The 12592-nt window shown below is 65.0% G+C and carries 11 protein-coding genes; 6 read left to right on the top strand and 5 right to left on the bottom strand.

Translation table 11 applies throughout. The features are described 5' to 3' along the window. Positions 1–224 precede the first annotated feature (224 nt). On the top strand, positions 225–1019 hold the full coding sequence (locus tag HAP48_RS43805) for an SDR family NAD(P)-dependent oxidoreductase (RefSeq protein ID WP_166205909.1): 795 nt from the start codon (positions 225–227) through the stop codon (positions 1017–1019). A gap of 9 nt (positions 1020–1028) precedes the next feature. Further along, a complete protein-coding gene (locus tag HAP48_RS43800; RefSeq protein WP_166205907.1) occupies positions 1029–1325 on the top strand; it encodes a DUF1330 domain-containing protein in 297 nt (98 codons plus the stop codon). Here the strand turns inward: HAP48_RS43800 and HAP48_RS43795 are convergent. The 3 genes from HAP48_RS43795 to HAP48_RS43785 all read right to left on the bottom strand — a co-directional run bounded on the left by HAP48_RS43795 (position 1322) and on the right by HAP48_RS43785 (position 4809). Then, the gene (locus tag HAP48_RS43795) at positions 1322–2449 is read right to left on the bottom strand and encodes an Rv3169 family protein (RefSeq protein ID WP_166205906.1); all 1128 of its coding nucleotides are present in this window, start codon (positions 2447–2449) and stop codon (positions 1322–1324) included. The genes HAP48_RS43800 and HAP48_RS43795 overlap by 4 nt on opposite strands. 21 nt (positions 2450–2470) lie before the next feature. Next, entirely contained in the window at positions 2471–3550 is a 1080-nt protein-coding gene (locus HAP48_RS43790; RefSeq protein ID WP_166205905.1) for a phosphotransferase family protein, read from the bottom strand. 245 nt (positions 3551–3795) lie between these two features. Further along, positions 3796–4809: a zinc-binding alcohol dehydrogenase family protein gene (locus tag HAP48_RS43785; protein ID WP_166205904.1), complete on the bottom strand. Its 1014-nt coding sequence runs from the start codon at positions 4807–4809 to the stop codon at positions 3796–3798. A gap of 118 nt (positions 4810–4927) precedes the next feature. Between HAP48_RS43785 and HAP48_RS43780 the strand changes: the two genes are divergently transcribed. Further along, on the top strand, positions 4928–5308 hold the full coding sequence (locus HAP48_RS43780) for a winged helix-turn-helix transcriptional regulator (protein ID WP_166205903.1): 381 nt from the start codon (positions 4928–4930) through the stop codon (positions 5306–5308). A 332-nt stretch (positions 5309–5640) separates the two neighbouring features. Here the strand turns inward: HAP48_RS43780 and HAP48_RS43775 are convergent, their stop codons facing one another. Further along, positions 5641–7239 (bottom strand): OprO/OprP family phosphate-selective porin, encoded by a 1599-nt coding sequence (locus tag HAP48_RS43775; protein ID WP_166205902.1) that lies wholly within the window; start codon positions 7237–7239, stop codon positions 5641–5643. Between the two features lie 291 nt (positions 7240–7530). Here HAP48_RS43775 and HAP48_RS43770 point away from each other — a divergent pair, with 291 nt between their 5' ends. Next, entirely contained in the window at positions 7531–8943 is a 1413-nt protein-coding gene (locus HAP48_RS43770) for a DegQ family serine endoprotease (protein ID WP_166205901.1), read from the top strand. Positions 8944–8961: 18 nt separating this feature from the next. Then, positions 8962–10296, top strand: coding sequence for a replication-associated recombination protein A (locus HAP48_RS43765; protein ID WP_166205900.1), 1335 nt, complete (start codon positions 8962–8964; stop codon positions 10294–10296). Positions 10297–10300: 4 nt separating this feature from the next. Here the strand turns inward: HAP48_RS43765 and HAP48_RS43760 are convergent, their stop codons facing one another. Beyond that, complete coding sequence (locus HAP48_RS43760; RefSeq protein WP_166205899.1) at positions 10301–11239, bottom strand: alpha/beta hydrolase; 939 nt, start codon at positions 11237–11239, stop codon at positions 10301–10303. A 126-nt stretch (positions 11240–11365) separates the two neighbouring features. Between HAP48_RS43760 and HAP48_RS43755 the strand changes: the two genes are divergently transcribed. Continuing rightward, positions 11366–12574 (top strand): RluA family pseudouridine synthase, encoded by a 1209-nt coding sequence (locus HAP48_RS43755; protein ID WP_166205898.1) that lies wholly within the window; start codon positions 11366–11368, stop codon positions 12572–12574. Positions 12575–12592 lie beyond the last annotated feature (18 nt).

The raw sequence follows: 12592 nt of genomic DNA, 5'->3' as shown, positions 1-12592 counted from the left end.
CTCTTGTCGTCCTGTCGAAAGCCAGAACCCATAACCACCGACATTTGTGGTTGGAGAGACTGTGGCCCCAGCATCGCGTAACAATTCGCATCTGGGGTAATGGGTCCTGGCTTTCGCCAGGACGACGTCGTTCTATGCGTAATCTTCCTCATTCGTCGGTGAGATGCAATTGCGGTGCATCATGCCGCGCCCGATATCTCCTTCAACATCAATGGAGATGACAGATGAAAATCGACCTTTCCGGAAAGACTGCGCTGGTGACCGGCTCGACCGCGGGCATCGGCAACGCCATTGCAAAGGGACTGGCCGGGACCGGCGCCGAGGTCGTCATCAACGGCCGCGGCCAGGCCAAGGTCGACGCGGCCATTGCCGCGATCGCAAAGGCGGTGCCGGGCGCCAAGATCCGCGGTATTGCCGCCGACGTCTCGACATCAGCCGGCTGCAAGGCGCTGCTGGCGGCGCTACCCGAGGTCGACATCCTCGTCAACAATGCCGGCATCTTCGAGCCGAAGGCGTTCTTCGACATTCCCGACGAGGACTGGAGCCGCTTCTTCGAGGTCAACGTGATGTCGGGGGTGCGGCTGTCGCGCGGCTACATGCAGGGCATGCTGAAGCGCAACTGGGGCCGCATCGTCTTCATCTCCTCGGAATCCGGCCTCAACATCCCGACCGAGATGATCCATTACGGCACGACCAAGACCGCGCAGCTTGCGATCGCGCGCGGGCTGGCGCAGCTGACCCGCGGCACCGCGGTCACCGTCAACTCGGTGCTGCCCGGGCCGACCCTGTCCGAGGGCGTCGAGACCTTCGTCAAGGATCTGGCGAAGCAGAACGGGCAGTCGGTCGAGGAGGCGGCCTCCAACTTCGTCAAGCAGCACCGGCCGACTTCGTTGCTGCAGCGCTTTGCCAGCACCGAGGAGATCGCCAATCTCGTGGTCTATGTCTGCTCGAAGCAGGCCTCCGCTACCAATGGCGCCGCGCTGCGCGCCGAAGGCGGCATCGTCAACACCATTGCCTGAGGTGGTCCCATGTCAGCCTATGTGATTTCCGAAGTCGACGTGAAGGATGCCGCCGGCTTCGAGGCTTATCGCACGATCGCGGCCAAGGCGATCGCGCACTATGGCGGGCGTTATCTGGTGCGCGGCGGTGTCGCCGAAGTGGTTGAGGGCGAACCGCCGCCGAACAACATCATCGTCGTCGAATTCCCGTCGATGAGGCGTCTGCGCGAGTGGTACGCGTCGGCAGAATATGCCGAGGCGCTCAAGCATCGGCGCACTGCGCTCGACCGCCGGCTGATCTTCGTCGAGGGTGTGCCGCCGAGCTAACCTTTCGCTCCGTCGAGGAACTCGCTGAAGCCTGAGGGGCGATAGGGGCCGAAGCACAATTGCTCGAGAACGCCGATTCCCGTCCGGTCGCCCTGGCGGGCGCGTACCACCTGTTGCGCGTGCACGTTCTCGCGCGCCAGCGGATCGAGCGTCGAAGGATCGAACGATTCGCCGCCGATCTCGAGCTCACCCTTCCACATGCCCTGGCCCCATTGCGGATGACCGTAGCCGAGGCCCTTCATCTGGAATTTGAGGATCGGATCGAGCGCGATCGTGCTGGTGTGGCCGTCGACGTCGACCAGGTCGATTTCGGCCGAGCGCGCCAGCCGTGTGTTCGGCACGTAGGTCACGCGGTGCCGCGCGGTCGCCATGCGGCGATCGAGCCCGTCGACGACGCCGGGGATCTCGACCTCGCTCCGGTAGAGCGGGGCGATGATACCCTCGCGGACCAGCGCCTCGCCGCGCGTCCCGTCGAAGAAGATGGCGTGCGAGATGTGGTCGTCCCAGACCAGCGGCGCCCACAGGAAGAACACGCTCGGCGGCGGCATCGGCGCGCCTCCGACATCGCGCTCACCGACATTGCGAACGCCCCAGGAGCGATCCTTGGTGCCGTAGCATGAGCGATCGTCGACCTTGATCTCGCCATCGGGGTGGCTGATGACGCCGTGCCAGCGGCCGAACTGGTCGAACCGGGTCGAGTCCATGGCACGGCGGTCGCCCGACCAAAGCGTCTGGCGCGCTTCCTGGATCGCAGCGGTGCGCGCGGAAAAGGTCAGGTCACACGCCAGCCCCGTCGCATTGTCGTCGAGCACGACCCGGGTGCGCAGCATCGGTTCGAGCACCTCGAGTCTGAAAGGACCAACCTGCATCTCGGTGCGCTCGATCGGCGCCCGCCGCGAACCGTAGAAGCAGTGCTGCCGTCCGCCGCGCTCGACGACGCTGAACGCGCAATCGAGGATCTTGCGGTGCGGATAGATCGCGATGCCGATGCCGAAATAATACGCGCCGTCGGCGGTGTAGCCGTTGAACCAGGTCCGGTCATAGACATTGCGGTCGCTGGTGATGGGAACCGCGATCGGTTCCGGCGTCTGGTGGATCGGGAAGTCGTCGAGTTTGTTGAGCACGCGGATCCCTTTCGGTATTCCCTAGTCCTGCCAGTATGCAAAACTGTCGTGATCCAGCGCTTGCGCGCAGGCGCCGCGGGTCATCTTCAGGAACAGTGCGTCGCCGCGCTCGGAACGCTGCACGCTCAGTGCGGAGACGACGCCCATCATGATGCCATGCAGGGTGTAGCGCCGGTAATCCCGCCAGCACTGATCCCAGCCATAGTCCCGCACGCCGCGACGGATCAGTTCCGAATGATAGAATCGCACCAGATCGGCTTCATGAAGCTGCCGCTCGGACGGTTCGATGCCGGCTGACAGGAAATAGGCGACGTCGACGATTCCAGGGCCAACCGTCAGCGTCTGCCAATCCAGCGTCGCCATCGGTCGGGTATTGCCGCGGACGTCAAACAGGATGTTGTCGAGCCTGAAGTCCGCGTGTTGCAGGGTTCGCGGCGTCGATTGCTCGGACTGGTAGCGCGGGACCGCGTCCGGAAGCCGGTCGATCAGATCAAGGAATTCCGGCTCGATCACGCCACGATATCGCTCCTTGTAGTGACCGATGATGGCGGGCAGCGTCGCGCGAAAATCCTTGCGCCTGCTTGCTGCCACCACGAAGCAATGCACCGCGTCCAGCGTCGGATCGTTCCATCGCGGCGCATGCAGGGCGGCGGCCTCGGCCATCGCGATCCGGCAGTCCGCGATCGAGCATCCGGCGAGTTGGTCGCCCTGACGTGCGGGCGCCAGATCTTCGAGAATCAGCGTGAAGTCGTCGGTCGCCGGATCGATTTCGGCGAGGATCGGCCGCGGGGTGTGAATGGCGACGGTCGCCGCCAGCTCGCGATAGAACGCGACTTCGCGGACATAAAGCATGTGCGCGGAACCGGAGCGCCGGCTGTCGGGATCTGCGGCCGGGAATTTGCCGATGACGCTTAAGGGCGCGTTCGGCGCGTCACCGTCATAGTTCAGACGAAATCGATAGGAGTCGCCGACAAGGCCATTACCGACTGGCTTGCAGGCGAGATCAGTGACTCTGACCTGGTCGATCACACCGGCTTCGCGCAGCGCCCGCGTCATCCACTCCGGATCGATCCGCGACGGATCGGCCGTGAGCAAATTCATCGGCTTCCTCCCATCCCCGTGGGCGTCACCACCGCTCCAGCCGCGTCTCGCGTCGGCAGGATTGAGGACGGGGTGATCGTTGCGCAAACTATACAGGCGATCTCGCGGCTTTGGCAAAAGCGACGCGGCGGCCTGTGGGGAAGTCGGGTAGGGCGGGTTAGCGTCAGCGTAACCCGCCGCCCTTGGAGAGGCGGTGGGTTACGGCTTCGCCTAACCCACCACCCTACCCATTTGTCCCGATCCTACTACCAGCCTTCCAGCACGATCTTGCCGCGCGACTTGCCGCTTTCCAGCAGCGCGTGGGCGCGCTTGAGGTTGGCGGCGTTGATGGTGCCGAAGGTTTGATCGAGTGTGGTGCGCAGCACGCCCTTGTCAAGGAGGTCGGCGACATCGTTGAGCAGATGATGCTGCGCGATCATATCAGGTGTCTGGAACGACGAGCGCGTGAACATCGATTCCCAGTGCACCGAGACCGCCTTGCCCTTGAATGCGGCGACGTTGAATTCCGCGGGATCGTCGATCAGGCCGAACTTGCCCTGCGGCGCGATGAAGTCGGCGATCGACTTGTAGTGCTGGTCGGTGAAGGTGAGGCTGGCGACGAGGCCGACCGGCGGCAGCTTCAGCTTCTCGATCTGCTCCTTCATCGGCTGCGAGTGATCGATCACCGCGTGCGCACCGAGATCGAGGCACCATTTCTGCGACTCAGGCCGCGTCGCGGTTGCGACCACGGTGAGTCCGGTGAGGCGGCGTGCAAGCTGGATCAGGATCGAGCCGACGCCGCCGGCGCCACCGGTGATCAGCAGCGTGCGCGGATCGAGGCTCTTGCCCGGCACGGCGCCGAGCCGGTCGAACAACAGCTCCCATGCGGTGATCGAGGTCAGCGGCAGGGCGGCCGCCTGCGCGAAGGACAGCGATGCCGGCTTGTTGCCGACAATACGCTCGTCGACCAGATGAAATTCCGAATTGGTGCCCTGGCGCAGGATCGAGCCCGCGTAAAACACCTCGTCGCCGGGCTTGAAGAGGGAGACGTCGGGCCCGACCGCGTCGACCACGCCGGCTGCGTCAAAGCCGAGGATCTTGTAGCCGCCGTCGGTCGGCGCCGCGCGCTTGCGCACCTTGTAGTCGACCGGGTTGGCCGAGATGGCCTTCACCGCGACTCTGATGTCGCGCCCCTTCGGCTCGGCCTTGGCGATCTCGAAATCGACGAGCGAGTCCGCCGCCTCGATCGGCAGCGATTTTTGGTATCCGACGGCCTTCATGCCTGGTCTCCGTAATGGGCGATTGCCTGCCGTGATACCTGTCGCGCTGGCGTCCATTTGGCAAGTACTGTAAAATCAGGGAACTAGTCCCTGTTTGTATACTATTGGGAAAATACCGATGAAACGGAAGAATTTCGCGCGCCGGCCGGGCTGCGCGGTCGAGGCGGCGCTCGACCTGATCGACGGCAAATGGAAGGGCGTGATCCTGTATCATCTGCAGGCCGGCACCCAGCGCTTCGGCGAGTTGCGGCGGCGGATGCCCGGCATCACCCAGCGCATGCTGACCAAGCAGCTGCGCGCGCTCGAGGACGATGGTCTCGTGATCCGCAAGGTCTATGCCGAAGTGCCGCCGCGGGTCGAATACACGCTGTCCGAACTTGGCGAGAGCTTGCGTCCGGTGATCGATATTCTGAAAGCGTGGGGCGAGGGCCATCAGGAGCGGCTATCCTGCGCGCCAGCGCCTGAGGTCGTCGTGAAGAAGTCCAAGCGCGCGGCGTAGAAGCGTGCTCCTGCGTGAGCAATGCCATGCCTTTGTCCGGGAATTACGAGATGCAAATCAAGGTAACACCAGAAGAGCTGAGATACATAATTCGCTGCGGGGCTGCTCTCGCGCAAATGTCCCTGAGAAATCGCTCCGACATATTGCGGATTCGACAAGCAGCAGATCGTCGATTTTTCCGGTCGAATGAGGAGCGAACTGGATAAGGCCGGTCTAGATATGTAGACGCTGGAGCGGCAGTCGTAGCGCGCCCACGCCGTGAGAGCAGTTGAAATGAAAACGGCCGGAGCGATGCCCCGGCCGTCTGTTCGTCGACGACGGATCGGATCGTCTCAGAACGCAACCTGCGTGCGCAGCGCGACCGCATCAAACTTCGAGCCGACATCCGCAGTCGAAGTCGCCGACGCCTGCTTGGCGACGTCGCCGTGCAGGTAGTTCAGCATGAAGCGGACGTTGTTGTTGACATACCAGTTCAGCGCGGCGGTGTAGACGGTCTGCCGTCCACCGGCGATGCCGACCGCCTGGCCGATCTGATCGTTGAGGTTCATCTGGCTCACGCGGCCGGCGATTTCCCAGGCGCCCCAGCCGCCGCTGGCGAGCGAGAACGGATCATGCGGCTTGATACCGCCATAGGAGGCCGTTGCCGGGTTGTAGGCGTGATTCTCGCCGGTCAGCACATAGCCGACCTGCGCGTAACCGCCGTCGAATTTCAGGCTCGACGCGCCGAACGGCGGCAGCCCGGTATTCGCAGTGCGATCGACGTTGAACCAGTAGTACTCGCCCTGTGCGATCAACGGGCCATAGGTCGCCGCCGCCTCGACGCCGTAGACCTGCGCCCCGGAGACGTTGGCGATCGCACCGGTCGAAATCAGCGTCGTCGGATCGATGCGCAGCTCGGGCCGGTCGCTAAGCGTCAGGGTCTGCGCCTGCGTCACCAGATTGCGCGGCGGCTGGATCAGCCATTCCGCGTCGGCGCCGATATGCACCGAATAGTTGTTGCCGCTGATCGGATTGCCGGCGACGCGGACGACCGCGCCATACTGCTCCGATGATCCGGGCGGGGTGACGCTGGACGCCGAGTGAATCTGGCCAGTGGTCGGTCCGGTGACATAGCCGCCGAGCCAGAGCTGGTCATTCCACCAGCGGGTGCCGGCGGCCGAACGGAAATCGCCCGCCGCGACGTTCTGCGCGATGATGCCGGCCGAGGCGCGCTCCATGAACAGGATGTCGTTGGAGCTGGTGGACTCGTCGAGCGTCCAGGGCAGATCCATGATGCCGCCTTCGATCGCCATCTTGCCGCCGAACGGCTTGAAGCCGGTGTAGCTGAGATAGGCATTCTCGACGCCGGAGGTGCCGCCGCCGGGCAGCGACCCCGCCGCCGTGCCACCGAAGCCGTCGGACGAACCGCCGAAGTCGTAGATCAGCGCGTAATTCCAGTCGCCGAAGAATTTGCCGATCACGCCGATGCGGGCGCGGCGGAGATTCTCGCCGCTGTCGAGCTTCTGCGGCGACGTGCCCGCGGTGTTCGGACGATAGTCGTAACCGCCGACGTCCCAGTGGATGCGGCTCGTGATCGCGATGCAGTTCTGTTCGTCCGCGGTGCAGATCGTCGGCCGGTTGTTCGGCAACGTCACCACGACGCCTGAAGGCGCGACCGGACCCTTGACCGGGATGGCGGCATTGGCGGTTGCGACCCGCGCGGCCTTGGCGTCCGCGGCCTTCGCGTTGGCGTTTGCGCTGGCTGCGGTCGCGGTGTTGGCGTTGGTCTGCTTCTGAAGGTTGTCGAGCTTCTGCTCGAGCATCTTCAGCTGCTGCTTCAGCAGCGCGATCTCGGCATCGCTGCCGCCCCCGGCGGATTGTGAATAGGCCGGCGAGGCGGCGAGCGCCCCTGCCAGCCCTATGGCGATTGCACCAACTTTTGTCGCACTCATTGTGCACCCCTGTTGTGTTTGAAGTCCCCACTCACTCACTGAAACGTCCTAGGAGTTGATCGTGACTGACGCACGACAGCGCTGCCTAGCATCGCAGTTCCGCTTGTTGTCCGCGGGCAACAAGCGGAGCGGCGCAGTGAGATGACAATCATCATAGAAGTTTGGCGGCGCGCTTCAACGCGGCTGCCACGGGTTTTGCACCGCGGCGGCGGGGGGCAGTTATCGGGCCCGGCGCCCTTCAATTGCCCGGCGAACACGCCTATATTCCGGCGTTTTCCACGAGAGGTGAGAATGCTCCGACCCGTCCGCTTTGCTGCCCTATCCGCTCTGTGCACGTTGGCTTTCATTGGGAATCTCGGCCCTGCCGCGGCCCAGGACCGCCGCGTGCCGTCCTCGCAGGCCGAGCTGCAGCTGTCCTATGCGCCGATCGTGCAGCGAGTGCAGCCGGCGGTGGTCAATGTCTATGCTGCCAAGACCGTGCAGAACCGCAATCCATTCCTGGACGATCCTATTTTTCGTCGATTTTTCGGCGTGCCCGGGCAGCAGCCCGAGCAGATGCAGCGTTCGCTTGGCTCCGGCGTGATGGTCGATGGTTCGGGCCTCGTGGTCACAAACAATCACGTGATCGAGGGCGCCGACCAGGTGAAGGTATCGCTTGCCGACAAGCGCGAATATGAGGCCGAGATCGTGCTGAAGGACAGCCGCACCGACCTTGCGGTGCTGCGGCTGAAGGGGACCAACAAGGAGAAGTTCGCGACGCTGGATTTCGCGAACTCCGACCAGCTGCAGGTCGGCGACGTCGTGCTCGCGATCGGGAATCCGTTCGGCGTCGGCCAGACCGTGACGCACGGCATCATCTCGGCCTTGGCGCGCACTCAAGTCGGGATCACGGATTATCAATTCTTCATTCAGACCGATGCCGCGATCAATCCCGGCAATTCCGGCGGCGCGCTGGTCGACATGACCGGCCGGCTCGCCGGCATCAACACCGCGATCTTCTCGCGCTCCGGCGGCTCGCAAGGCATCGGCTTTGCGATCCCCGCCAACATGGTGCGCGTGGTGGTGGCCTCCGCGAAGGGCGGTGGCAAGAATGTGAAGCGGCCATGGCTCGGCGCGCGGCTGCAGGCGGTCACACCGGAGATCGCGGAGACGCTCGGGCTGAAGCTGCCGACCGGCGCGCTGGTCGCCAATGTCGCGCCGAACAGCCCGGCGGCGAAGGCCGGGCTGAAGCTCTCCGACCTGATCGTGGGCATCGACGGCCAGGCGATCGACGACCCCAACGCGTTCGACTACCGCTTCGCGACCCGCCCGCTCGGCGGCAGCGCGGAGATCGAGGTGCAGCGCGCCGGCAAGCCGGTGAAGCTCACCGTGCCGCTCGAGACCGCGCCCGATACCAACCGCGACGAGATCGTGCTGACTGCGCGCTCGCCGTTCCAGGGCGCAAGGGTCGCCAACATCTCGCCGGCGCTGGCTGACGAGCTGCATCTCGACGCCGGCGCCGAGGGCGTCGTGGTGACCGAGCTCGCCGATGACGGCACCGCCGCCAATGTCGGTTTCCAGAAGGGTGACATCATCCTCGCCGTCAACAACGAGAAGATCGCGCGGACCAGCGACCTCGAGAAGGCATCGAAGACGGGGACGCGGGTGTGGCGCATCACGCTGGTGCGCGGCGGCCAGCAGATCAACGTGACGCTCGGCGGATGAGCCCCAAGTGAGCCCCAAGTGAGCCCAAAGCAACCGCGGGAAGTAAGCAACCTGTTCGCTGCGGCAGGGATGGAGCAGGACGCGCCGCACCCGCTGCCGGACCGGCTGCGCCCGCGTACGCTGGCCGACGTCGTCGGCCAGGATCACATCCTCGGCCCCGACGGCGCGCTGACCCGCATGCTGGAGACGCGCACGCTGGGCTCGCTGGTGTTCTGGGGACCGCCCGGCACCGGCAAGACCACGGTGGCGCGGCTGCTGGCCGACGCCACCGAGCTGCATTTCGAGCAGATCTCCGCGGTGTTCTCCGGTGTCGCCGACCTGAAGAAGGCGTTCGATGCCGCGCGCGCCCGCCGTGAGACCGGCAAGGGCACGCTGCTGTTCGTCGACGAGGTGCACAGATTCAACCGCGCGCAGCAGGATTCCTTCCTGCCCGTGATGGAGGACGGCACCGTGGTGCTGGTCGGCGCCACCACCGAAAATCCGTCGTTCGAGCTCAACGCGGCGCTCTTGTCGCGCGCCCGCGTGCTGGTGTTTCACTCGCTCGATACCGCTGCGATCGAACGCCTGTTCGCCAATGCCGAGAAGGTCGAGGGCAAGAGCCTGCCGCTCGATGCGGAAGCCCGCGCCGTGCTGGTGCGGATGGCCGACGGCGACGGCCGCGCCTCGCTGACGCTCGCCGAGGAGGTCTGGCGCGCCGCGCGCAAGGGCGAGGTGTTCAACGCCGAGCAGCTGCAGGCCATCCTGCAGCGCCGCGCGCCGATCTACGACAAGTCGGCCGATGGTCACTACAATCTGATCTCGGCGCTGCACAAGTCGGTGCGCGGCTCCGATCCGGATGCAGCCTTGTACTACCTCGCGCGCATGCTCGATGCCGGCGAGGATCCGCTCTTTCTGGCGCGGCGCGTGGTGCGCATGGCGGTCGAGGACATCGGTCTTGCCGATCCGCAGGCGCTGGCGGTCTGCAACGCCGCCAAGGATGCCTATGATTTCCTGGGCTCACCCGAAGGTGAACTCGCGATCGCGCAGGCCGTAGTCTATCTCGCCACCGCGCCGAAATCGAACGCGGTCTACACCGCGTTCGGCTCGGCGATGCAGACCGCGAAGCAGAATGGCTCGCTGCTGCCGCCAAAGCACATCCTGAATTCACCGACCAAGCTGATGAAGTCGGAGGGCTATGGCTCCGGCTATCAATATGACCACGACATGCCCGACGCGTTCTCCGGCCAGGACTACTTTCCGGAAGCCCTGGGCCGCCAGACTTTTTACGATCCGCCCGACCGAGGCTTCGAGCGCGAGATCCGCAAGCGGCTGGATTATTGGGACAGGCTTCGCAAGGAGCGGGGCGGCAAATAGCTCCTCACTTCACGCTCTTCACAAACTCCAAAATCTCGTCGGTCAGTCGCGTGTCCGGGGTGTTGATCGCATAGACCTCCGACATGTGGCTGTGCTGCGGCAGCATGAAACTGCGGGCGCAGCCGCTTGGCCGCTTGCAGCTGGCCTGCTTCATGAGCTCGAATTGCTCGACGAAGCGCGGCGGATCGAGCTCGGCTGCGGTGATCAGGAACGGGATCGGGCTCGCGACGAGACCCTGCAGCGAGGAGCGCTCGGCGTAGCGCGAGGGGTCGGAGCCGTAATAGACGAGCTCGGCATCGCCGACGGGCGAAGCCGTCAGATCGTAGATGCCGGACACCATGATCGCGCCGGCAAGGCCGTCGCCCTTCACCTTGTGGAATTCGCCGTGCGAGACATAGCTCGCGACATGGATCGCACCGGCCGACTGGCCCATCAGGAAGATGCGTTTGGGATCGCCGCCGCGGAGCACGATGTTCTCCGCGACCCATCGCACGATCGCGCCCATGTCTTCCGCGCCGGCCGGCCAGGGAAACGCCGGCGCCAGGCGATAGGTCGCGTTGACGCCGACAAAGCCGTTCTTGGCGGCCCACAGCATGACGTTGTCGTAGAACGGGCTGCCAGGCGTGCGCTTGTTGCCAGCGACAAAGCCTCCGCCATGGATGTAGATCAGCACCGGGCGTGGCGGCGACGCTGCGTCCGGCGTGAAGACGTCGAGCAGATGGCGGTCGGCGGGGCCGTATTTGACGTCGCGCTCGACCTTGACGCCCTGATAGGGCTCCCTCTGTTGCAGCGGTGCGTAGAGCGCGGCCGTCTTGGGCATCTCGACGACGCGGCCGAGTTCCAGGAGCTTCCAGGCGAGCTCCTCGGGCATCGGGCTCTCCTGGGCCCGCGCCGGCCCCGCGAGCGTCAGGGCCGCCGCCAAAGCCGATACCGCCAGTCTCATTCCAGGGCTCTCCGTCGCTTGCCGCGTGCGGCCGAACACGGCCGATGTGGCAGGATTTACCGATTTCGCCGTGACGATTCGCGGCATTTGCGCTACCCAACGGCCTAACTTCGGAGTTGCAACCCCATGAGCCGCCGCGTCAAGAGACCCCTCCGCCCTGCCGCCGACCGCGCCAAAGGCGCGCGTCCCAAGGGTGCGCGTCCCCATCGCGGCTCGGCGGCCGAGCGGGGGCCGGCGCATCGTCCGGGCGGCAAGCCAGTGGTGCGGCTTGGCGACAAGCAGCGTGCGCCCAAGCCCTTCGTGCCTGAGCCCGAGAAGCATGTCGCCGAGCCACCGCCGCTACCGACCAAGGTGCAGACCGTGGTCGTGACGGCGGACGAGAACAACATGCGCGTCGACCGCTTTCTCGAGGCGCGTTTCCCCGGCCTGTCGTTTTCCCACATCCAGCGCATCGTTCGTAAGGGCGAGTTGCGCGTCAATGGCAAGCGTGCGGACAGCAAGGACCGGCTGGAAGAAGGCCAGAGCGTCCGTATTCCGCCGCTCAAGCTCGATACGCCGAAGGCCGCCGCCAGCCTCTCTGAAGCCGCCAAGAAGACCCTGCAGGACCTCAAGGACATGATCCTGTTCGAGGACGCCGACGTGATGGTGCTGAACAAGCCCGCAGGTCTGGCGGTTCAGGGCGGCTCCGGCATCACGCGCAATGTCGACGACATGCTGGAGGTGATGCGCGACGCCAAGGGGCAGAAGCCGCGCCTGGTGCATCGGCTCGACCGGGAGACCTCGGGCTGTCTGCTGATCGCCAAGACGCGCTTTGCCGCGACCGCGCTGACCGGTTCGTTTCGTCATCGCTCGGCGCGCAAGATCTACTGGGCGCTGGTCGCCGGCGTGCCGAAGCCGAAGCAGGGCCGCATCTCGACCTACCTCGCCAAGGAGGAGAGCGAGGAGGACAGCATCATGCGGATCGCGGCGCATGGCGACGAGGGCGCCAGCCACGCGGTGACCTATTACGCCGTGGTCGAGACCTCGGCGACCAAGCTTGCCTGGGTGTCGCTCAAGCCGGTGACCGGCCGCACCCATCAATTGCGCGCCCATATGGCGCATATCGACCACGCGATCGTGGGCGACCCCAAATATTTCAACAAGGAGAACTGGCAGCTGCCCGGCGGCCTGCAGAACCGGCTGCATCTTTTGGCCCGCCGCATCGTGATTCCGCATCCGCGCGGCGGCGTGATCGATGCGACCGCGCCGCTGCCGCCGCACATGCTGCAATCTTGGAATCTGCTCGGGCTCGAGGCCGACCGCTTCGACCCGATCGAGAACGCGCCCGAGGAGTGACGGGCGGCCGCCCGCAAA

This window comes from Bradyrhizobium septentrionale (genome assembly GCF_011516645.4).
GTDB lineage: Bacteria > Pseudomonadota > Alphaproteobacteria > Rhizobiales > Xanthobacteraceae > Bradyrhizobium > Bradyrhizobium septentrionale.
The sequence above is the reverse complement of the archived record's forward strand: the minus strand, read 5'-3'. Positions and strand labels throughout refer to the sequence as shown.

Coding starts and splice junctions, on each gene's coding strand:
- HAP48_RS43780 (WP_166205903.1), top strand. CDS start 4,928: ATGAAACGGAAGAATTTCGCGCGCCGGCCGGGCTGCGCGGTCGAGGCG.
- HAP48_RS43770 (WP_166205901.1), top strand. CDS start 7,531: ATGCTCCGACCCGTCCGCTTTGCTGCCCTATCCGCTCTGTGCACGTTG.
- HAP48_RS43805 (WP_166205909.1), top strand. CDS start 225: ATGAAAATCGACCTTTCCGGAAAGACTGCGCTGGTGACCGGCTCGACC.
- HAP48_RS43775 (WP_166205902.1), bottom strand. CDS start 7,239: ATGAGTGCGACAAAAGTTGGTGCAATCGCCATAGGGCTGGCAGGGGCG.
- HAP48_RS43755 (WP_166205898.1), top strand. CDS start 11,366: ATGAGCCGCCGCGTCAAGAGACCCCTCCGCCCTGCCGCCGACCGCGCC.
- HAP48_RS43790 (WP_166205905.1), bottom strand. CDS start 3,550: ATGAATTTGCTCACGGCCGATCCGTCGCGGATCGATCCGGAGTGGATG.
- HAP48_RS43760 (WP_166205899.1), bottom strand. CDS start 11,239: ATGAGACTGGCGGTATCGGCTTTGGCGGCGGCCCTGACGCTCGCGGGG.
- HAP48_RS43800 (WP_166205907.1), top strand. CDS start 1,029: ATGTCAGCCTATGTGATTTCCGAAGTCGACGTGAAGGATGCCGCCGGC.
- HAP48_RS43785 (WP_166205904.1), bottom strand. CDS start 4,809: ATGAAGGCCGTCGGATACCAAAAATCGCTGCCGATCGAGGCGGCGGAC.